The organism is Shinella sp., from assembly GCF_035998705.1.
Taxonomy (GTDB): domain Bacteria; phylum Pseudomonadota; class Alphaproteobacteria; order Rhizobiales; family Rhizobiaceae; genus Shinella.
The window spans coordinates 317665-338277 of sequence record NZ_DASYHH010000033.1 but is presented as its reverse complement, the minus strand read 5'-3'; the positions used below and the strand labels follow the sequence as shown (position 1 = coordinate 338277).

Genomic DNA, 20613 nt, shown 5'->3' with positions numbered 1-20613 from the left:
AGGGGGGAGATTGGATGGAGCAGCGTCTCGCCCGCTTCAAACGTTGCGACTGGAGCACCGTGTTTGCCTCTTGCCGATCTCCCCCCTTGAGGGGGAGATGCCCGGCAGGGCAGAGGGGGGTAAGCCGCATTCGCGACGGCCCTAAATCCGCGGCAAATACGTCTGGTAGTCGAAATCCGAGACCGTGCGCAGGTAGACGATCGCTTCCTTGCGCTTCGTATCGCCGTACAGCTTCTGGTATTCCGCGCCAAAAGCGTCCCTGATGAAGGGCGAGGCCGAAAATTCTTCCACGGCCGTCAGGAAGTCGTGCGTCAGCCGTTTGGCATCCGGCGCATCCTTGCCGGGCTCCGTCACCGGACCCGGATCGAGGTTCTCGTCGAGGCCGAGCAGGATGCCGCCGAGGATGGCCGTCAGCAGCAGGTAGGGGTTGACGTCGGCGCCCGCCACGCGGTGCTCGACGCGCGCCGCCGGGCCGTCCTTGTCCGGAATGCGGATGGCGGTGCCGCGGTGGCCGAAACCCCAAGTGAGATCGACCGGCGCAAACGAGCCGGGCTGGAAGCGGCGGTAGGAATTGGCGAAGGGCGCGAAGACGAGCTGCGCATCGCGCATCGTCCGCAACATGCCGGCGCAGACCGATTTCAGCTTTGCCGGATCGCCACCCTTGGCATCCAGAATGTTCTTGCCATCCTTGTCGATGACGCTGCAATGCACGTGCAGGCCCGAGCCCGCATGTTCGGCATAGGGCTTTGCCATGCAGGTGGATTTGAGCCCGAAGCGACGCGCAGCCTGTTCTGCGATGCGCTTCAGGTAGATGCAGTCGTCGGCAGCGGCAAGCGCGTCCGGGCGGTGCAGCAGGTTGATCTCGAACTGGCCAGGGCCGAATTCCGCCGTGGTGGCATCCGCCGGCAGCTCCATGTCCTTCGCCCAGGCGCGCACCGTCTGGAGATAGTCGTCGAGCGCATCCGTCGCGCGCATGTCGTAGAGCTGGAAACCGTTCGGCTCGTCGCGATACATCAGCGCTGCCGGCGGGCGCGGCTTGCCGGTCACGCGAAAATCGTCCTCCACAAGGTAGAACTCGAGTTCCGTCGCGACGACCGGCGTCAAGCCACGGTCTTCAAAACGCTTCACCATGCGCGCAAGAATGGCGCGCGGGTCCATGAAGGAGGCGGTGCCGTCGAATTCGTGCATGGTGGCGAGCACCTGGCGCGAGCCTTCCGGCGCCCAGGGCATGGCGGCGAGCGACCGGCGGTCGGGAATGCACACGCCATCGGGATCGCCGACGGAAAGGGACAGGCCCGTGATGTCGTCATTGTCGTCGCCCCAGATGTCGAGCGACTGGGTGGAGGAGGGCAGGCGCACCGAACCGTCCCAGATTTTCTTCTCGCCTTCGAGCGGAACCTGCTTGCCGCGCAGGTCGCCATTCATGCCGACGAGGAGGATTTCGATACGGGGCTGGGCATTGATGGGCGCATTGGCGGGCGGCGAACCGGCTGCCTTGGTGTTTTGTGTCATGGTGCCTGCTTTGCTTTGGCGGGAAGCATGGACAAGAAATTTTGCCTTCGCTCGATCTCTTGCCAAATGCCTGTTGTATGGGCATTTTCGTAACTCATTCTGTCCCGCCGTTCAATAAGGCGGGACCTACCCCTAAGGATGTATTCAAATGTCGAACAGCAGTGCAGCAGCCGTATCCAACCTCGGTGCCCTCGATGCCGCCCATCACCTTCATCCCTTTTCGGACATGAAGAAGCTGAACGCGACCGGCACGCGCATCATCGAGCGCGGCGAGGGTTGCTACATCTTCGACAACCACGGCAAGCGCTATCTCGATGGTTTCGCCGGCCTCTGGTGCGTCAATGTCGGTTATGGCCGCAAGGAGATCACCGACGCCGTCATGCGCCAGATGAACGAGCTGCCCTATTACAACACGTTCTTCGGCACCACGACGCCGCCGGCCGTGCTGCTGGCGCAGAAGATCACCTCCCATGCCGGCGAAAACATCAACCGCGTCTTCTTCACCGGTTCCGGCTCCGAGGCGAACGACACCTGGTTCCGCATGGCTCGCGTCTATTGGGGCGCCATGGGCAAGCCGACCAAGAAGGCGATCATCGCCCGCAAGAACGGCTATCACGGCTCCACCGTCGCCGGTGCCTCGCTCGGCGGCATGAAGTGGATGCACGAGCAGGGGGATCTCCCGATCGCCGGCATCCACCACATCGACCAGCCTTTCTGGTATGCCGAGGGCGGCGACCTTTCGTCGGATGAATTCGGCCTGAAGATGGCGCGCCAGCTGGAGGAAAAGATCGACGAACTCGGCGAGGACAATGTCGCCGCCTTCGTCGCCGAGCCGATCCAGGGTGCCGGCGGCGTCATCGTGCCGCCCGCGACCTACTGGCCGGAAATCGCCCGCATCTGCAAGGCGCGCAACATCCTGCTCGTCGCCGACGAAGTGATCTGCGGTTTCGGCCGCACCGGCCACTGGTTCGGCCACCAGCATTTCGGCGTCGAGCCGGACCTGGCACCCATCGCCAAGGGCCTCTCCTCCGGCTATCTGCCGATCGGCGGCGTCATGGTCTCCGACCGCGTCGGCAACGTGCTGGTGGAAGAGGTCGGCGATTTCAACCACGGTTTCACCTATTCCGGCCACCCGGTCTGCGCTGCCGCCGCACTCGAAAACCTGCGCATCATCGAGGATGAAAAGCTCGTCGAGCGCGTGCACGACGATATCGGCCCCTATCTCGCCGCCGGCCTCAAATCGCTGGAAGACCTGCCGATCGTCGGCGAGATCCAGCAGGTCGGCCTGATGGCGGCGGTCCAGCTCGCCGAGGACAAGTCGAGCCGCAAGCGTTTCGAGGACAAGGAAAAAGCCGGCGTCGCCGTGCGCAACCATTGCCTGGAAAACGGCCTGGTGTTGCGCGCCACCGGTGACCGCATGCTCTTCTCCCCGCCGCTCGTCATCAGCCATGCGGAGGTCGACCAGATGGTGGACATCACGCGCAAGGGGCTGGAACATGCCTGGAAGGTGATGACGGCCTGAGAAGGTTCAGGCGATCCGAAGGCCGAGATGCTCGGCCATCGGATTAAAATCCCTGTCGGCATGGAGCAGGCTGTGGTCATGCTCCATGCAATAGGTGCCGATGATGAGGTCGGGCGTCTTGCGGATGGTTATCCCCTTTGAGCGCAACTTTCTGAAGTTGGCTGCCGCCTTGACCGCAATCTCGGGGGAAAGCAACGCAACCACGCCAAACATCGCCAGTCGCTTCTGAATGTTTGCGGCGTGCGAATCGCTTGCCGCACCTTGCAGAATTTCCAGCATCACAATGTCGCCGAGGATGATCTCGGCAGGATCCGTGATTGTTTTCAGTCGTGTCGTTTCCGGTGTTGAGACGCCGCGGAAGGACGCAATCCAGACCGAGCTGTCGACAAGGATCATTCCGCTGCGTCTTCACGGAGGCGATCAGGCGGCCCCCAGCTTTCACGCATCGCGTCGAGGTCGCCTTCCCATCCGATTCCCCACAACTCATCCAGCGCCTGCCGCCGGTAGCCGTTTTCGACGAATTGGCGGAGCGCGAGCTCGACCGTCGCTTTTTTCGTCGGCAAGCCGGATAGCTCCATCGCCTTGGCGATCAAGTCCTCATCAAGATCGATGTTCGTGCGCATGGTGACCTCGTGTGTATAAAGACGAGTGATTATACACCAAGGCGCAATCGCTCACAACGTTACTGAAACGCCGTCTCGAAGAAGCTCCTGAGTTTGCGCGAATGCAGCTTCTCCGTCGGCATGCCCGCGAGCTTTTCCAGTGCCCTTATACCGATCCGCAGATGCTGGTTGACCTGCGTGCGGTAAAACGCCGTCGCCATGCCGGGCAGCTTCAATTCGCCATGCAGCGGCTTGTCGGACACGCAGAGCAGGGTGCCGTAGGGCACGCGGAAGCGGAAACCGTTGGCGGCGATGGTGGCGGATTCCATGTCGAGCGCGATGGCGCGGGACTGGGAGAGGCGCTTTACGGGGCCGCGTTGGTCGCGCAGTTCCCAGTTGCGGTTGTCGATCGTGGCGACGGTGCCGGTGCGCATGATGCGCTTGAGATCGTAGCCTTCGAGACCCGTTACCTCTTCCACGGCACTTTCCAGCGCCACCTGCACTTCGGCCAGCGCTGGGATCGGCACCCAGACGGGCAGATCGTCGTCGAGTACGTGGTCCTCGCGCACATAGGCGTGGGCGAGAACGTAGTCGCCGAGCGTCTGGCTGTTGCGCAGGCCCGCGCAATGGCCGAGCATCAGCCAGGCATGCGGGCGCAGCACGGCGATATGGTCGGTGATCGTCTTGGCATTGGAGGGGCCGACGCCGATATTGACCAGCGTGATGCCGCCATGGCCCTTCTTCTTGATGTGATAGGCCGGCATCTGCGGCAGGCGGGCGAGCGTGACGTCGGTTTCCGGCTTGTCGGCACCGGCGGGCGTGGTGATATTGCCGGGCTCGACGAAGGCCGTGTAGCCGTTGCCGCCCTCGGCCATCTGCTGGCGGGCCCAGGCGCAGAATTCGTCGACATAGAACTGGTAGTTGGTGAAGAGCACGAAATTCTGGAAATGCTGGGCACTCGTTGCCGTGTAGTGGCTGAGGCGGGCGAGCGAATAATCGATGCGTTGCGCGGTGAACGGCCCGAGCGGCGAGGGCTCGCCGGGGCCGGGCTCATAGGCGCCGTTGGCGATCTCGTCGTCCGTGGTGGTGAGGTCCGGTGCGTCGAAAAGATCGCGCAGCGGCAGCTCGATGCCCTCCGCGATCTCCGCCTCGACATAGGCGCCTTCGCCGAAGGCAAAGTGCAGCGGGATCGGCGTCAATGATTCCGACACGATGACGCTGATGCCGTGGTTGCGCATCAGCAGGCCGAGCTGTTCCTTGAGATAATGCCGGAAGAGCTTTGGCCGGGTGATCGTCGTCGTATAGACGCCGGGGGAGGCGACATAACCGTAGGAGAGACGGGAATCGACATGGCCGAAGCTGGTCGTCTCGATTGAGACCTGCGGGTAGCAGGCGCGGAAGCGCTTTTCCGGCGTGCCGGCCTTGCCGAGCGCCACGAAGGCGTCGGTCAGGAAGGCCGTGTTGCGGTCGTAGAGCGCCTGCAGGGCATCGACCGCAGCCACCGGATCGTCGAAGGATCGGGGCTCGTATGGGTCCGGCGTGGCGAAGGAAAGGGGTTTTTGCGAGAAGATTCGTTTGCTCATGCGCGATTATAGTGCGTCGTTTTTTACAAGCAAACGACAACTTGTAGGCGCCCACAGGCCCTATCTCGGTGCCGCGAGAATGATGCCGGCGCCGACGAGCGCAAGGGCCGCGCCCGCGACATCGAAGCGGTCTGGCCGCATGCCCTCGGCGAACCACAACCAGAGAAGCGATGCCGCGATATAGACCCCCCCATAGGCGGCATAGGCGCGGCCGGCAAAGGCGCTGTCGACCTGGGTGAGAAGCCAGCCGAAAAGCGCCAGCGAGGCCATGCCGGGCACGAGCCAGAGCACGGACTTGTCGAGCCGCCACCAGGCCCAGAAGGCGAAGCAGCCGGCGATTTCGGCAAATGCGGCGGCGGAAAAGACGAGAAGGGATTTCATCGGTGCTCCGGGCTGGTGGCGAAAGCCTGCCCGGTTTAGCACGGATTGATGGAGCGGGTAGTGCAGTCTCAGCTCATCGACTGGCGCTGGAGCGTGACGAAAAGCACGAGGCCTGCGCCCTGCTTTTCGATGCCGAGGCCGCCCGCATTGCTCCAGGCAAGCGCGCCGACCGGGGCGATCATCATCGCCGAGAGGGCGAGGATGCGCAGCGCGGTGGCTGAAGTGTGGAGGAGGGCGGGGATCATTGCGGGTTTCCAGGCGTCGAAGAAGGCGGGATCAGAGCGAGGCGCGGCACATCTGCGGGGCGGAGCAGGCCACCAGCTTGCCGGTGGTGTTGTGCGTGCTGCGGCGATAGTCGGTCTCGACGGCGGCGGCGAGCATGATCGCGAAAATGGCCATCAGCAGGGTGATGATCGTGAGGCGGCGTGCGAGGATGTCCATTGGTGTGTCCCTCATTCAAATGTTTCGGTGTGACCCTTTTTGCACCGCGGGACTGAACGCTCCCTGAGAGGTCGGTTCATCTCCTGTTCAGGAAGACTGTGAATGCGCTTTTCCGAAAACAAAAAAGCCGGCGCTTGCGGGTGCCGGCTTTTGGTTTCGAGCGTCTTCGTTCAGAGCCTGGACCAGGTCTGCGACTTGCACAGCACCTTCAGCACGCAGCCCTTCATCTTCAGCGAATTGCCGCTGACGGCACCGGAGCCGCTATAGGTCTTGTCCGCCGCCGGGTCGGTGATCGAGCCGGTATAGTCGGCGCCGGAACCGTCCAGCTTGCCGATGCGCTTGCCGGCATGTTTGCCGGTCTTCAGCGTGATGCAGAAACTGCCGCCGCATTTGGCGATTGCCGCGGTCTCGCCGCTGGCGGTCTTCCAGTTGCCCTCGATCGGCTCGGCCGCAAGTGCGGCCCCCGGAACGACGAACAGGGCGGCGGCGATCCATGTCTTCAATTTCATTCTCTTCCTCCTCCAGAACGAAAGCCGGAAGATATCTTACGCGAACGTAAAGGTAAATATACTCATCGACGGGATTCCGGGCTCGCGAAGCATCGAAAATTGCCGGCTGGAAAAACCCGACCGTTTTGCGTGGTTAGCAAATGGTTGAAATCGCCGGTTGAACAATCCGTAAATTTTTAGACGAATGCGCCGGTTTCCAGCGGTTCCGATGTTTAACGAAAACCCAAATTTACCAAGCGTTTGGACTTTGTTTGTCTCAAATTAAGCATGCATTTTAAGCGCATTTTGAAGCCCGGCCGGCATAGTGGAGCCATAAGACGAGCACGGAAAAACCGGCCGGCAAAACTCTGAAGGAAGACCAAGGCCGCACAAGACGGCAGGCGCCCGAGGAGGCCCGAAAGGGCAGGTAAAACAGGATATTACAAGCAGTAAACCAGTTAGACAGGGACAATCGAAATGGCACGCTTTGACTTTCAGAATACCGAAACGGCCGCCATGACGGGCGGTGAGAACCGCGCTGAAACCTTCTGCGACATGGGCCTGATGTATGCGACGGGTCGCGGCTGCGACATCGACGTGGTGCAGGCCCACAAGTGGCTCAACATCGCTGCGATCAAGGGTTGTGAACGCGCCGCAGAACTGCGCGCCGACCTCGCAGCGACGATGACCAAGACCGACCTCGCCTCGGCGCTGCGCGCCGCCCGCGAGTGGATGACGGTGCATTGAGCGCGAGCCAATAGGAATTAGGCAATAGGCAGTAGAGACGGGCGTCGTGAAAAAGACCGTGAAAACAAGCGCGCCCGTAAATCCTACTGCCTACTGCCTACTGCCTTCAAGACCTGCGGCAAGGCTTCCTCGAGCAACGCCATATCGTCCTGCGGCCCGACGCTGATGCGGATGCATCGGTTGAGGGGGGCGACGCCCGGCATGCGGATGAAGACGCCATGTTCCATCAACCCATCGACGATCGCGCGGGCGTGGGTGCCGTCGCGGCCGCAATCGATGGTGACGAAATTGGTGGCGGAGGCGAGCGGAGACAAGCCGTTGGAAGCCGCGATCCGCGAGATGCGCTCGCGGGATGCGGCGATGCGGGCGATGACGTCCGAAAGATAGGCCTGGTTCTCCAGCGCGGCGAGCGCCGCCTGGACCGAAACCCGGGCCATGCCGAAATGATTTCGGATCTTGTCGAAGGCCTGCGCATTGCCGAGCGTGCCGATCGCATAGCCGATCCGCGCGCCGGCAAGGCCGTAGGCCTTCGAGAAGGTGCGCATGCGCAGCACGTTCGGCTGGCCGATCAGCGCATCGATCGACGGAATGGTGCCCGCCGGCGCCGTCTCGCCATAAGCCTCGTCGAGGACGAGCAGCGTCGTTTCCGGCAGCGCGCGCGCGAAGGAGACGACATTGTCGGCATCCCACCAGCTTCCCATCGGATTGTCCGGATTGGCGAAATAGACGAGCGGCGCATTTTCCCGGCGCACGGCGGCGAGCAGGCCGTCGAGATCCTCCCGGTCGGCGACATAGGGCACGGTGACGAGCCGGCCGGCAAAACCGTTCACATGATAGTTGAAGGTGGGATAGCCGCCGAGCGACGTCACCACCGCCGCGCCGGGCTCGATGACCAGCCGCACGATCTCGCCGAGCAAGCCGTCGATGCCGCCGCCGACCGCGATATTGTCGCGCGAAATGCCGTGGTGCAGGGCAAGCGCCTCGCGCAGCTCGAAATTCTCCGGGTCGCTGTACATCCAAGTCGTTTCCGCCGCTTTCCGCATCGCCTCCAGCGCGGAGGGGGCGGGGCCGAAGCCGCTTTCGTTCGCGCCGATGCGCGCACGCACGGCAAAGCCGCGGTTGCGCTCGATGGCTTCCGGCCCGACGAAGGGAACCGTCGAGGGCAGGGTCTGGGCGAGGGCGGTGAAGCGGGAGAATGCGGACATGAACAGCGCCTGGGATCGATGGAACGGTCGGGATTTCCGCTTGCCGGCCGCAAAAATGCCCGCCGGAATCGATTCTCCCGCGGGTACCCTAGCCAATAATTTGTGAAGACGAAACGAGGGCTGGTCAGCCGATGGCCGAGCCGACGCCGCTCTTCTTTTCGACGCCCACCATGTAGCGCCGTTCCGACTGCTTCAACTTGCCGGTGATGCCGCCGGTGAAATAGTCGGAGCGCACGATCAGGCGCAGCAGTTCCTCGTCGATCTCCTTGATGAACTGCACGCCGATGCGGTTGTCGTTGCGGTAGACCTCCGCACAGCCGATGCGCGACGTGACGCCGACGATGGAGAGGTAGTAGTGCAGCGGCAGGCCGATCGTGGTGCTGACGGTGAAGCTCGCGCCGCCGACCGAAATGTCCACGAGCTTGCAGCTGCGCGTCTTCGGCGCCATCAGGTCGAAACCGACGGTCATCAGCATGCCCTGCCGGTTGACCGCGAAACGCTCCCACTTCCGCTCGTAAAGCCCCGCGCTGGAGCGCTTCGTGTCGTCGTCACTCATTGCCGCTTTTCTCCCAAAGGGGGGGACGTCATGTCCGACAGAGATGGCAGGAGTGTCGCAGGCGAGTATTTTGTTTCGTTAAAACAAAAACTTAAAAGTTTAATCGTCCGGTTTTTTGGCGCCTGCCGCCCTCAGGCGTCGTGCTTTTGCGCGTGGCGGCCGAGCACGAGATCGAGGAAATCGGTATCGAGGAACATGTTGAAGCGCACCACCAGCTCCTCGCCGTCGCGCTTGAATTCCGTGCAGGGGATCCCGTCGCGGATGCCGTGGATTTCCAGGTAGAAATTCTCCGGCAGTTCCAGCGCCTTGTTGATGGAGAGCACCGCGCCGGCGCTGGACATGCTGCGGATCAGGCAGGTGTAACGCATCGCCGTGCTGAGATGATGGCCGATCGGGGTGATGAAACCGGGCTTGTCGATGCGATACTGGACGAAGCTACGCTTGGGGTGGCGCAGGTGAAGCTGCTCGTGCATGCTGTCGAGGGGCATGGCGCCCTCCCGCTTCTGTTTCCGGGTTTCAACTGTACCGAAACGGGATGGATAAAACGTGAACGCGGCCACTCGTATTTGAACGAGCGGCCGCGGGAATTTCCAAGTGGCGGGAAAGGCTTACTGGAAAGCCTGGAGGCCCGTCTGGGCGCGGCCGAGGATCAGCGCGTGGATGTCGTGCGTGCCCTCGTAGGTGTTGACCGCTTCGAGGTTCATGACGTGGCGGATGACGCCATATTCGTCCGAAACGCCGTTGCCGCCATGCATGTCGCGCGAGACGCGGGCGATGTCGAGCGCCTTGCCGCAATTGTTGCGCTTCATCAGCGAGATGAGTTCGGCCGGTGCCCGGTGTTCGTCGAACAGGCGGCCGAGGCGGAGCGCCCCCTGCAAGCCGAGCGAGATCTCGGTCTCCATGTCGGCGAGCTTCTTCTGGATGAGCTGGGTGGCGGCGAGCGGCTTGCCGAACTGCTTGCGGTCGAGCGTGTACTGTCGCGCGGCATGCCAGCAGAATTCGGCCGCACCCATGGCGCCCCAGGCGATGCCGTAGCGTGCACGGTTGAGGCAGCCGAACGGGCCGGCAAGGCCCGAAACTTCCGGCAGCAGGTTCTCATCGGGAACGAAGACGTCCTGCATCATGATCATGCCGGTGACGGAGGCGCGCAGCGAGAACTTGCCCTCGATCTTCGGCGTCTCGAAACCCTTCATGCCGCGTTCCAGCACGAAGCCCTTGATCTTGTCCTCATGCGCATCGGATTTCGCCCAGACGACCGCGACATCGGCGATCGGCGAATTGGTGATCCAGTTCTTGGCGCCCGAGATGAGATAACCGCCATCGACCTTCCTGGCGCGGGTGATCATGGAGGAGGGGTCCGAGCCATGGTCCGGCTCCGTCAGGCCGAAACAGCCGACCCATTCGCCCGAGGCGAGCTTCGGCAGATACTTCTGGCGGGTCTCTTCCGTGCCATAGGCGAAGATCGGGTGCATGGCGAGCGAGGACTGCACGGACATCGCGGAGCGATAACCGGAATCGACGCGCTCGACTTCGCGGGCGACGAGGCCGTAGGAAACGTAGTTGGCGCCGACGCCGCCATATTCTTCCGGCAGGGTCGGGCCGAGCAGGCCGAGTTCGCCCATCTCGCTCATGATCTCGCGGTGGAAGATCTCATGGCGGTTGGCTTCGGTAACGCGCGAGGCGAGCTTGTCCTGGCAATAGGCGCGCGCCGTATCGCGGATCATGCGCTCTTCCTCGGTCAGCTGGTCTTCGAGCAGGAAGGGGTCGGCCCAGTCGAAGGGCGCCATCTTGGCGCGGGCCTGTTGCGGAGTGGCGCTGTGGTGCTCGCTCATGGGGATTCCATCCTGTCGCAGTTTTTCGTTGCAGAAGTGCTACATCAGGTGGTTCCTCTCCGAAAGGCCGGGAACGAAATGGGCAGGCCGACACTTTGGCTATTTATGAATGCCCTCATGAGCCTGGAGAATGAGCTTTCCGTGTATTTCTCCATTTCCGCCTTGATCCTGCCTCTTCGCATGAGCAATTAACCTGACAATGAGCAATTCCCCCACGAGGAGGCCAAGCATGCGTGACCGTTTCAAGCGATCGGTCGAGCGGCTCGTGCCGACCGAAACCCGGCTGAGCGATCTGTTCTGGCCGTTTTCCCGCGAACCCGAACGCAAGGCGCCCTCGGCCCGACGGCGGCCGGCAGGATCTTCCACGCTCACCGAAGTGGTGGGTTTCGGCAGCAATCCCGGCGGTCTGCGCATGTTCGAGCATATTCCGGACGGCCTGCCCGCCGGGCGCCCGCTCGTGCTGGTGCTGCACGGTTGCCAGCAGAGTGCCGAGAGTTACGATCGGGCGGCCGGCTGGGCCTCGCTTGCCGAGGAACGCGGCTTTTCCGTCGTCTACGCCCAGCAGCGCGAGGCCAACAACCCCCGGCTCTGTTTCACCTGGTTCCGCCCAAGCGAAGTGACGCGCGACCGCGGTGAACTGATGTCGATCCGCCAGGCGGTGGCGCATACCGTCGAACGGGCGGCAAGCGACCCGGAGCGCATCTTCATCACCGGCCTTTCCGCCGGCGGCGCCATGACGGCCGCCATGCTCGCCAATTATACGGACGTCTTCGCCGGCGGCGCGATCATCGCCGGCCTGCCCTTCGGTGCCGCCCGCGACGCAAGCCGCGCCTTCGATGCCATGGGCGAGGCGCCGGATCGCACGGCTGAGGAATGGGGCGATCTGGTGCGCGCGGTCTCGCCGAGCATCGCCCGCAAGCCGGCAATCTCCATCTGGCACGGCACGGCGGATGAGACGGTGGCGCTGTCGAACGGATATGCGCTGGTCGAGCAATGGCGCGATCTCTACCGCCTGCCGAAGGATGCCTTCGTCGAAAAGCGCATGAAAGGCCGCCGAACGCGCATCTGGCCCGACAAGGAGGGCAAGCCCCTCGTCACCCTGCACGAGATCGACGGCATGGGCCACGGCACGCCCGTCGCCCGCGGCGAGGGCGGCGGCTACGCCACCTCCGGCGAACCCTTCATGCTGGAAGCAGGCTTCTCCTCGACGCTGGACATCGCCAAGGAATGGGGGCTGACGCGCAAGTGGCGGAAATAAAGCACCGCGGGTTTCCATCCGCAAGCGCTTGAAAACAATGCTGCACCTGCGGCCATGACTTCGACCGCTACCTCCCTCTGGCCTGCCGGGCATCTCCCCCACAATGGAAGGGTTATCGCATATGGCGGGAAACCGTTGCCGTTTCCCCTTCTCCCCCGCGGGGAGAAGGTGCCGGCAGGCGGATGAGGGGGAGGTCGAAGGCGCAAAGGCTCGATCCGAGCCACCCCCTCATCCGACCCTTCGGGCCACCTTCTCCCCGCGGGGGAGAAGGGGAAAACGGCAAAGTCGAATTCCATATGCGATAGCCCTGCCCTCAAGGGGGGAGATCGGATGGAGCAACGTTTCGCCCCTCAAGGACGACGCGGTCTGAACGGGGTTCATGCCTCCTGCCGATCTCCCCCTTGAGGGGGAGATGCCCGGCAGGGCAGAGGGGGGTACGAACGGCCGACAGCACCCGCCGTTGTGACGTCAAGCCAGCAGCCACTCGTGTTCCTTGGCGTTGTGGAACTTCCACACCCGTTTCGGCCCGGCCATCACGTTGAGATAATAGAGATCGTAGCCGTGGATGGTGGCGCAGGGGTGGTAGCCCTTCGGCACCAGCGTCACGTCGCGATCCTCCACCGCCATGGCCTCGTCGAGCGAGCGGTCGTCCGTATAGACGCGCTGGAAGGCAAAGCCCTGCGGCGGGTTGAGGCGGTGGTAGTAGGTCTCTTCCAGGAAACTTTCGTTGGGCAGGTCGTCCTGGTCGTGTTTGTGCGAGGGATAGGACGAGGTGTTGCCGCTCGGCGTGATGACCTCCACGACCAGCAGCGAATGTGCCGAACCGTCGTTTTCCGGCATGATGTTATAGACGTGGCGGACGTTCGAGCCCTTGCCGCGGCTGACCTTCGGATGCGTTCCTGGCGGGATGGCCTTCGCCTTGAAGTCGCCGCCGCCCGGTGCCGAGCAGACGGCGAGTTCCAGATCGGTTTCCGCCGTCACCGACCAGCTGGAATCCGCCGGTATATAAAGTGCATGCGGCGCGCCCTCGAACGGGCTCATGCGCTCGCCCAGCACGCCGAAATCCTGGCCGGCGGCCGTCGCCTTGCCCTTGCCGGAAATCCAGACGAGGCAGACCTCGCGGCTTCCCGTCTCGGCGGAAAGAATCTCGCCCGGCCGCATGTGGTGCATGTCGAAGCCGACATAGGTCCAGCCGGCGCTTTCCGGGGTCACATGGCTGACGCGACCGTGGGCGCCTTCCGGTTTTACGATGAGGTTCGGCATGAGCTTGTTCCTATCCTTTCGGAAAACCTTCCGTCTCCACGGTATAACCCGCGGCGGTCATCACGCGCATCAGTTCCGCATAACCGATCTCGGCCATTTTCTGCGGCGGCGCCTTGCGCGGGTCCTGTTCGGCCTCCACGACGAACCAGCCTTCATAGCCGTGGTCGGCCAGCCGCTGGACGATCGCGCCGAAATCGAGCGAGCCGTCGCCCGGCACGGTAAAGGCGCCGAGCGCCACCGCGTCGAGGAAGGATTGTTTGCTGCGATCGAGCCCGTCGACCACGCCCTGGCGGATATCCTTGACATGCACGTGGTTGATGCGGGCGTGGTGGTTGTCGATGGCGCGCAGCACGTCGCCGCCGGCAAAGGCCAGGTGGCCGGCATCGAGCAGCAGCGGAATGCCTTCGCCGGACGCGCGCATGAAGGCGTCGAGTTCCGGCTCGGTCTCCACCACGGCGGCCATGTGGTGGTGGTAGGAGAGCGGCATGCCCTGATCGGCGCACCATTCGCCGAATGCCGTGAGGCGGCGGCCATAGGCCTTCATCTCGTCGTCGGAAAGACGCGGCTTGGTGGCGAGCGGCTTGGAGCGGTCGCCCTGGATGGACCGGCCGACTTCGCCATAGACGATGCAGGGCGCGTTGACCGCCTTGAACAGCTCGATCATCGGGGTGATGCGGTCCTTGTTGACCGCGAGTTCCTCGTCGACCAGCGTGCCGGAGAACCAGCCGCCGCACAGCGTCACGTCGGCCGCACGCAGGATGGGCAGCATCACCGCGGGATCTTCCGGGAAGCGGCGGCCCTTTTCCATGCCGGTGAAGCCTGCGCTGCGCGATTGCCGCAGGCATTCCTCCAGGGACACGTCGTCGCTGAGGTCCGGAAGGTCGTCGTTCCACCAGGCGATGGGCGACATGCCGAGTTTGGCTTTCATCTCAAAATCTCCTTGGGGGAGGCAACGGCCTCCCATGTCATTGTTTCTGCCTCCCTCTCCTCCGTCATCCTCGGGCTTGACCCGAGGATCCATGCCACTCTCTCCGGCGTGCCGTGTGGGTGGATCCTCGGGTCAAGCCCGAGGATGACGGGGAGGGGTGGTTTGTGTCCTAGCCGACCGTCTGCGCCGCCCGTGCCTTCACATAGGCCGCGCGCGCCGCATTCACCTCGCCGCGCGGGCTGACTTCCGGCACCGCCACATCCCACCAGTGGCCACCTTCCTGCGTGGTCACCAGCGGGTCCGTGTCGATGACGATCACCGAGGTGCGATCATTGCCCTTGCTGCTCTGGATGGCGGTTTCGAGGTCGGCGATGGAGGACACCTTCACGGCGACCGCCCCCATGCTTTCGGCATGCGCGCGAAAATCGATGTCGGGCATCATCTCGATCATCGAGTCCTTCAGGAGGTTGTTGAAGTTGGCGCCGCCGGTGGCCATCTGCAGCCGGTTGATGCAGCCGTAGCCGCGGTTGTCGAGCACGACGATCGTCAGCTTCTGGCCGAGCATGATGGAGGTCGACAGCTCGGAATTCATCATCATGTAGGAGCCGTCGCCGACCATGACGACGACATCCGCCTCCGGCCGCGCGAGCTTGACGCCGAGGCCGCCGGCAATCTCGTAGCCCATGCAGGAAAAGCCGTATTCCATATGATAGCCGCCGGGCTTGTGCGCCTGCCACAGCTTGTGCAACTCGCCCGGCAGGCCGCCGGCGGCGCAGACGAGCACCGAATTCTCGCCGCCGATCGCGCGCTGCACGGCGCCGATGACCTGCGCATCGGAGGGCAGGTCGGCATTGGTGGCGGCAGTCGCCTTCGTAACGGCCGCCATCCACTCTTCCTTGCGGCTCTTGGCTGCCGCTTCCACCGAGGCCGGAGCCTTCCAGCCGCCGAGTGCTTCAGAGAGCAGCGTCAGCCCCTCGCGCGCATCGGCGACGAGCGGCTGGCTGTCATGCTTGGCGGCATCGAAGGCGACGGTGTTGAGGCCGATCATCCTGACGCCGTCGCCCTTGAAGAGCGCCCAGGAGCCGGTGGTGAAATCCTGCATGCGGGTGCCGACGGCGAGGATGACGTCCGCCTCCTCGGCAAAGGCATTGGCGGCGGAGGTGCCGGTGACGCCGACCGAGCCCATGCAGAGCGGATGGTCGTCCGGCAGCGCCGATTTGCCGGCCTGGGTGACGGCGACGGGAATGCCGTGCATGCCGGCAAAGGCCTTCAGCTCGGCCGTCGCCTGCGAATAAAGCACGCCGCCGCCGGCGATGATCAGCGGACGTTCCGCCTTGCGCAGCGTCGCGATGGCGGCCGCGAGTTCGTCCGCGTCGGGGCGAGGGCGGCGCTGCGTCCAGACCTTTTCTTCGAACAGGCTCGCCGGATAATCATAGGCTTCCGCCTGCACGTCCTGGCAGAGCGACAGCGTCACCGGCCCGCAATCGACCGGGTCGGTCAGCACCTGCATGGTGCGCTTCAGCGCCGGGATGATCTGCTCGGGCCGCGTGATGCGGTCGAAATAGCGCGAGACGCAGCGGAAGGCGTCGTTGACCGAAACGGTGCCGTCGCCGAAATTCTCGATCTGCTGGAGAACCGGGTCGGGAATGCGATTGGCGAAAACGTCGCCGGGCAGGAACAGCACGGGCAGGCGGTTGACATGCGCAACGCCCGCAGCGGTGATCATGTTCAGCGCGCCGGGGCCGATCGAGGTCGTGCAGGCCATGAAGCGCTGGCGGAAGCTCGCCTTGGCGAAGGCGACGGCGGCATGCGCCATGCCCTGTTCGTTATGGGCGCGCAGCGTCGGCAGCGTATTGCGCACCTGATAGAGCGCTTCCCCCATGCCCGCGACGTTGCCGTGGCCGAAAATGCCCCAGACGCCCGCGAAGATCGGCTGTCTCTTGCCGTCGACGACCGTCATCTGTGCCTTCAGGAAATGCGCAATGGCTTGCGCCATCGTCAGCCGGATCGTCTTTGACATTGTATTCCTCCCGTATTCTCTATTCACAGACCGCGCGTGCGAAGCCATGCGTCGGTCAGCTCGCGGAAGCGGCCGGCCATGTCGGCGATCGCTGCCTCGTCATCCATCTTGCCGGCCATCCAGGCGCGGGCGGCATCGACGAAGATCGTGCGCCCGACGGCAAAGCCCTTCACGGACGGCGCAACCTTCGTCGCCTCGAAGGCCTTCACCAGATCCTCGGTCGGCGCTTCCAGGCCGAGCAGCACGATACCACGGCAATAAGCATCATTTTTGGCGATCACCGCCTCGATGTTCCGCCATGGGCCGGCAGACGCCTGCGGCTCCAGCTTCCACCAGTCCGGCTTGATGCCGAGATCGTAGAGTTCCTGAAGCGCCGTCGACACGGTGTCATCCTTGAGCGGCCCGTTCTTGCCGGCGATGATCTCGACCAGCAATTCGCGACCGACGCGGCGCGCGGCCTCGAAAAGCGTGCGCAGCTTCTCCTGCTGCTCCGTCTTGAGGGCCGCCGGATCGTCCGGATGGTAGAAGCACAGGCACTTGATGCAATGGTCGAGCGGCCATTCGACGAGCTGCGAGCCGATGTCCTGGCTGAACTCGAAACGCAGCGGCTTGGAGCCCGGCAGCTCGACCGGACGGCCGAGCCAGGAGAAATTTTGCGTCGCGGCGTCGAAGAAGGCATCGCGGCCGAACCGCTCGTCGATCAGCATGCCGTAGCCCGGCCGGCCGTCTGCGACGCGCGCGGCGGCCTTGACGGTCAGCCGCTTGAACGCGGAAATTTTTTCGTGCGGCACCTTCAGTTCGTCGGCGACGTCGACGAGCTGCATGCGGTGGTCGCAGGCGAGCGCCATCAGGAGCGGAATGTCGCCCTGCTTGCGGTTGGTCGCCCAGTGGATGTGGTTGATCGCCTCGTCCTTGCGCAGCGCGCGGCGCTTGCTGCCGTTCTTCAGGAAGAAGGCGAGTTCTTCCCAGCTCGGATATTCCGGTGAGCAGAGCAGGCGGGAGACGGCGAAGGCGCCGCAGGCATTGGCCCAGGTGGCCGACGTCTTGTGGTCCTCGCCCTTCAGCCAGCCGCGCAGGAAGCCGGATAGGAAGGCATCGCCCGCGCCCAGCACATTATAGACCTCGATCGGAAACCCGTCGCCGACGACGCCATCTTCCAGATCGTCCGAAATCGGCCCGTCATAGACGATGCAGCCCATGGCGCCGCGTTTCAGCACGATGGTGGCCGGCGAAACGGCGCGGATGGCCTTGAGCGACGACAGCACGTCGTCGGCGCCCGACGCGATCATGATCTCCTCTTCGGTGCCGACGATCAGGTCGCAATCCGGCAGCACGGATTTCAGGATGGTCGAGACGCGGTCAGACTTCACATAGCGCTCGAAGCCTTCCGCATGGCCGGCAAGGCCCCAGAGGTTCGGGCGGTAGTCGATGTCGAAGATGACCTTGCCGCCGTTTTCCTTGGCGATGCGGATCGCCTTGCGCTGGGCGGCCTCGGTGTTGGGGCGGGAGAAATGCGTGCCGGAGACCAGCACCGCCCGGGAAGATCGCACGAAAACCTCGTCCACGTCGCCCTCGTCGAGCGCCATGTCGGCACAGTCGGTGCGCACGAAGATCATCGGCGAGACGCCCTCGGATTCGATGGCGAGCAGGACGAGCGCGGTGAGGCGGTCCTTGTCGGTGCGGATGCCTTCGACATTCACCCCTTCACGGGCGGATTGTTCGCGGATGAAACGGCCCATCTGCTCGTCGCCGACGCGGGTGATGAGCGCGGATTTGAGCCCGAGGCGGGCGGTGCCGATCGCGATATTGGCCGGGCAGCCGCCGACGGACTTGGCGAAGGAGGCGGTGTCTTCCAGACGCGTGCCGAGCTGCTGGCCGTAGAGGTCGACGGACGAGCGGCCGATCGTGATGACGTCGAGCGTCCTGTCCTGGTCAAGGTGCGGCATGTGTTCCTCCCGGTCTCGCGGCGCCGCCATCTCACTGCGGCGGTATGTCGGGAAAATGAAACATGAATTCCATTATTATGTCAATTCGGAATATTTATTCCGTTCTATTCCGCGCCGTTTCGTTTGGTGCTTCGTCGCTGGCTACGGCGTTTTTCGGCAATCGCGACGGGAAGCGCCATGGCCAGCGCCATGGAGGCGGACAGCGAACGGAAGCCCGCAAAATCGGCCTCCGAGACCTCGAACCAGTGGGTGGCGGAGGTGGCGAGGGGCGAGAAGACCGAATCCGTGATGGCGACGATCGGCACGCCGCGGCTCGCCAGTTCCTGCGCCTGCGCAAGGCTGTCGGCGGCGTAGGGGGCGAAGCTTGCCGCGATCACCGCATCTTTCGCGGTGGCGAACTGGGCGATTTCCGGATCGATGCCGTTGGGCGAGGCGAGGATCTGGTGGCGGATGCCGAGCTTGCCGAAGGCATAGGCGATGTGGGCGGTGAGCGGATAGGAGCGGCGCTTGGCGACGAGATAGATGGTCTCGGCCTGTGCCAGCAGGTCGATGGATTTGGAGAAGATCTCGCCGTCGATGGTGCTCGCCAGCCGCGCGACGGACTGGCTTGCCGCGGTCAGGAAGCCGGAAAGCAGTTCGGTGTCCGTGTTGGCGGTCGGCGCGGCCTCCAGCGACAGCAGCCGTTCCTCGTAGGACAGTGTGCGGTCGCGCAACCGGGCGCGAAAAACGTTCTGGAGGTCGGAAAAGCCCTCATAGCCGAGGTGATGGGCAAGGCGCACCAGCGTGGAGGGCTGCACGTCGGCCGCGGTCGCAATGCTCGCCGCTGTGCCAAAGGCCATGTCGTCCGGGTTGGACAGCGCATAGGCCGCCACCTGCGCCAGCCGCTTCGGCATGGTCGCCTTGCGCTCGATGATGACGCTGCGCAGGCTGTCGAAATCGCGGGGTACGCGCGTCTGGGCCGCTTCGCTGTTGCTCATGGATCTGTCTCCTCAGGCGGCCATTCTGCTGTGAATGAAATAAATATTCCATATTCTCGGAAAAGATAGTTTTCGTTCCAAATCTTTCCGGCTAAACATAGTGTCGAACGATATAGCGGATGGAGGAGACGTCATGAAGGCCCTCGGTATAGGACTGATCGGTACGGGTTACATGGGCAAGTGCCATGCGCTCGCCTGGAACAATGTCAGCACGGTGTTCGGCGATGTCGACCGCCCGCGCCTCGTGCACCTCGCCGAGGCCAATGCCGATCTTGCGGCAAGCCGCGCCCGCGAATTCGGCTTTGCAAAATCCACCGCCAACTGGCGCGACCTGCTGGCCGATCCGGAGGTCGACGTGATCTCCGTCACCACGCCGAACCAGTTCCATGCCGACATGGCGATCGCGGCGCTCGAAGCCGGCAAACACGTCTGGTGCGAAAAGCCGATGGCGCCGGCCTTTGCCGATGCCGAGCGCATGCTCGCCGCCCAGCGCTCCTCCGGCAAGGTCGCCGTCATGGGCTACAACTATATCCAGAACCCGGTGATGCGCCACATTCGTTCGCTTATCGACGAGGGCGTCATCGGCACGGTGAACCATGTGCGCGTCGAGATGGACGAGGACTTCATGGCCGATCCGGAAGCCGCCTTCTACTGGAAGAGCGAGGCGTCCTCCGGCTACGGCGCGCTCGACGATTTCGCCGTGCACCCGCTCTCGCTGCTGTGGAGCCTGTTCGGCCATGTCGAGGCGGTGATCGCGTCGCTGGCAAAACCCTATGCCGATCGCCCGCTGAAGGATGGCGGCCGCCGCGCGGTCGAAAACCACGATATTGCCAGCGTCCTGATGCGCCTTCCCGGCGGCGTTTCCGGCGTGCTGATGGCCAACCGCTCCGCCTGGGGCCGCAAGGGCCGCATCGCGCTGCAGATCTACGGCTCGAAGGGCACGATTCTCTTCGATCAGGAGCGCATGAACGAGTTCCAGCTCTATACGACCGAGGGGAGGGCGAGCGAGCAGGGCTTTTCCACAGTCCTGACGGCGCCGCACCACAAGCCCTATGACCGGTTCATCCCGGCACCCGGCCACGGCCTCGGCTTCAACGACCTGAAAGTCATCGAATGCCGCGAGCTGATCGCTGCGATTGCAGGCATGGCGTCGCATTCCATCGATTTCAATCATGGCCTGCGCATCGAGAAATCCGTGCACGCCATGGCACAATCTTTCCGCGAGGCGCGCTGGGTGGAAATTGCCACGGAATGAATTTCTGGCGACCGGGCCAAAAAAATCCGGTCGCCGGCTCATTGAAACGGCGGAGGCCATACGTAATACTCTCGGCAATAATGCCGGAGGGATGGGC

The 20613-nt window shown here is 63.6% G+C and carries 21 protein-coding genes; 4 read left to right on the top strand and 17 right to left on the bottom strand.

The genetic code is table 11. The annotated features are described in order from the left end of the window. Window positions 1–141 precede the first annotated feature (141 nt). On the bottom strand, window positions 142–1512 hold the full coding sequence (locus VGN93_RS29880; RefSeq protein ID WP_327510493.1) for a glutamine synthetase family protein: 1371 nt from the start codon (window positions 1510–1512) through the stop codon (window positions 142–144). 148 nt (window positions 1513–1660) lie between these two features. On the opposite strand from VGN93_RS29880, the gene VGN93_RS29875 reads away from it, so the two are divergent. Then, window positions 1661–3034: an aspartate aminotransferase family protein gene (locus VGN93_RS29875; RefSeq protein WP_327510492.1), complete on the top strand. Its 1374-nt coding sequence runs from the start codon at window positions 1661–1663 to the stop codon at window positions 3032–3034. Between the two features lie 6 nt (window positions 3035–3040). On the opposite strand, the gene vapC is transcribed toward VGN93_RS29875, so the two are convergent. The 7 genes from vapC to VGN93_RS29840 all read right to left on the bottom strand — a co-directional run bounded on the left by vapC (window position 3041) and on the right by VGN93_RS29840 (window position 6550). Beyond that, window positions 3041–3430: a type II toxin-antitoxin system VapC family toxin gene (gene vapC / locus VGN93_RS29870; protein ID WP_327510491.1), complete on the bottom strand. Its 390-nt coding sequence runs from the start codon at window positions 3428–3430 to the stop codon at window positions 3041–3043. After that, window positions 3427–3657 (bottom strand): type II toxin-antitoxin system VapB family antitoxin, encoded by a 231-nt coding sequence (locus VGN93_RS29865; protein ID WP_319311176.1) that lies wholly within the window; start codon window positions 3655–3657, stop codon window positions 3427–3429. The genes vapC and VGN93_RS29865 overlap by 4 nt, the downstream gene beginning before the upstream one ends. A gap of 59 nt (window positions 3658–3716) precedes the next feature. Beyond that, entirely contained in the window at window positions 3717–5219 is a 1503-nt protein-coding gene (locus VGN93_RS29860; RefSeq protein WP_327510490.1) for an AMP nucleosidase, read from the bottom strand. A gap of 60 nt (window positions 5220–5279) precedes the next feature. Next, window positions 5280–5600 (bottom strand): YnfA family protein, encoded by a 321-nt coding sequence (locus VGN93_RS29855; protein ID WP_327510489.1) that lies wholly within the window; start codon window positions 5598–5600, stop codon window positions 5280–5282. Window positions 5601–5668: 68 nt separating this feature from the next. After that, window positions 5669–5845, bottom strand: a complete 177-nt coding sequence (locus VGN93_RS29850; RefSeq protein WP_256120898.1) for a hypothetical protein — start codon at window positions 5843–5845, stop codon at window positions 5669–5671. A 31-nt stretch (window positions 5846–5876) separates the two neighbouring features. Further along, entirely contained in the window at window positions 5877–6041 is a 165-nt protein-coding gene (locus tag VGN93_RS29845) for a hypothetical protein (protein WP_256120899.1), read from the bottom strand. 170 nt (window positions 6042–6211) lie between these two features. Beyond that, a complete protein-coding gene (locus VGN93_RS29840) occupies window positions 6212–6550 on the bottom strand; it encodes a DUF2147 domain-containing protein (RefSeq protein ID WP_256120900.1) in 339 nt (112 codons plus the stop codon). Between the two features lie 456 nt (window positions 6551–7006). Between VGN93_RS29840 and VGN93_RS29835 the strand changes: the two genes are divergently transcribed. Beyond that, complete coding sequence (locus VGN93_RS29835) at window positions 7007–7276, top strand: sel1 repeat family protein (RefSeq protein ID WP_327510488.1); 270 nt, start codon at window positions 7007–7009, stop codon at window positions 7274–7276. A gap of 83 nt (window positions 7277–7359) precedes the next feature. Here the strand turns inward: VGN93_RS29835 and VGN93_RS29830 are convergent, their stop codons facing one another. The 4 genes from VGN93_RS29830 to VGN93_RS29815 form a co-directional block, all read right to left on the bottom strand. Continuing rightward, the gene (locus VGN93_RS29830; RefSeq protein WP_327510487.1) at window positions 7360–8481 is read right to left on the bottom strand and encodes a pyridoxal phosphate-dependent aminotransferase; all 1122 of its coding nucleotides are present in this window, start codon (window positions 8479–8481) and stop codon (window positions 7360–7362) included. A gap of 124 nt (window positions 8482–8605) precedes the next feature. Then, window positions 8606–9037 carry a PilZ domain-containing protein gene (locus tag VGN93_RS29825; RefSeq protein WP_319311192.1) on the bottom strand — a complete coding sequence of 144 codons (432 nt, stop codon included), beginning with the start codon at window positions 9035–9037 and terminating at the stop codon, window positions 8606–8608. Between the two features lie 131 nt (window positions 9038–9168). Next, window positions 9169–9525 carry a hypothetical protein gene (locus tag VGN93_RS29820; RefSeq protein ID WP_319311194.1) on the bottom strand — a complete coding sequence of 119 codons (357 nt, stop codon included), beginning with the start codon at window positions 9523–9525 and terminating at the stop codon, window positions 9169–9171. 120 nt (window positions 9526–9645) lie between these two features. Then, entirely contained in the window at window positions 9646–10869 is a 1224-nt protein-coding gene (locus tag VGN93_RS29815) for an acyl-CoA dehydrogenase (protein WP_327510486.1), read from the bottom strand. 229 nt (window positions 10870–11098) lie between these two features. Here VGN93_RS29815 and VGN93_RS29810 point away from each other — a divergent pair, with 229 nt between their 5' ends. Next, window positions 11099–12127, top strand: a complete 1029-nt coding sequence (locus tag VGN93_RS29810; RefSeq protein WP_327510485.1) for a PHB depolymerase family esterase — start codon at window positions 11099–11101, stop codon at window positions 12125–12127. A gap of 468 nt (window positions 12128–12595) precedes the next feature. Here the strand turns inward: VGN93_RS29810 and iolB are convergent, their stop codons facing one another. The 5 genes from iolB to VGN93_RS29785 form a co-directional block, all read right to left on the bottom strand. After that, the gene (gene iolB / locus VGN93_RS29805; RefSeq protein WP_327510484.1) at window positions 12596–13390 is read right to left on the bottom strand and encodes a 5-deoxy-glucuronate isomerase; all 795 of its coding nucleotides are present in this window, start codon (window positions 13388–13390) and stop codon (window positions 12596–12598) included. Window positions 13391–13400: 10 nt separating this feature from the next. Beyond that, window positions 13401–14318 carry a myo-inosose-2 dehydratase gene (gene iolE / locus VGN93_RS29800; RefSeq protein WP_327510483.1) on the bottom strand — a complete coding sequence of 306 codons (918 nt, stop codon included), beginning with the start codon at window positions 14316–14318 and terminating at the stop codon, window positions 13401–13403. Window positions 14319–14487: 169 nt separating this feature from the next. Beyond that, complete coding sequence (gene iolD / locus VGN93_RS29795; protein ID WP_327510482.1) at window positions 14488–16338, bottom strand: 3D-(3,5/4)-trihydroxycyclohexane-1,2-dione acylhydrolase (decyclizing); 1851 nt, start codon at window positions 16336–16338, stop codon at window positions 14488–14490. 23 nt (window positions 16339–16361) lie between these two features. Continuing rightward, on the bottom strand, window positions 16362–18284 hold the full coding sequence (locus tag VGN93_RS29790) for a bifunctional 5-dehydro-2-deoxygluconokinase/5-dehydro-2-deoxyphosphogluconate aldolase (RefSeq protein WP_327510481.1): 1923 nt from the start codon (window positions 18282–18284) through the stop codon (window positions 16362–16364). A 104-nt stretch (window positions 18285–18388) separates the two neighbouring features. Then, window positions 18389–19261 carry a MurR/RpiR family transcriptional regulator gene (locus VGN93_RS29785; protein ID WP_319311210.1) on the bottom strand — a complete coding sequence of 291 codons (873 nt, stop codon included), beginning with the start codon at window positions 19259–19261 and terminating at the stop codon, window positions 18389–18391. 133 nt (window positions 19262–19394) lie between these two features. Between VGN93_RS29785 and VGN93_RS29780 the strand changes: the two genes are divergently transcribed. After that, window positions 19395–20516 (top strand): Gfo/Idh/MocA family oxidoreductase, encoded by a 1122-nt coding sequence (locus tag VGN93_RS29780; protein ID WP_327510480.1) that lies wholly within the window; start codon window positions 19395–19397, stop codon window positions 20514–20516. Window positions 20517–20613 lie beyond the last annotated feature (97 nt).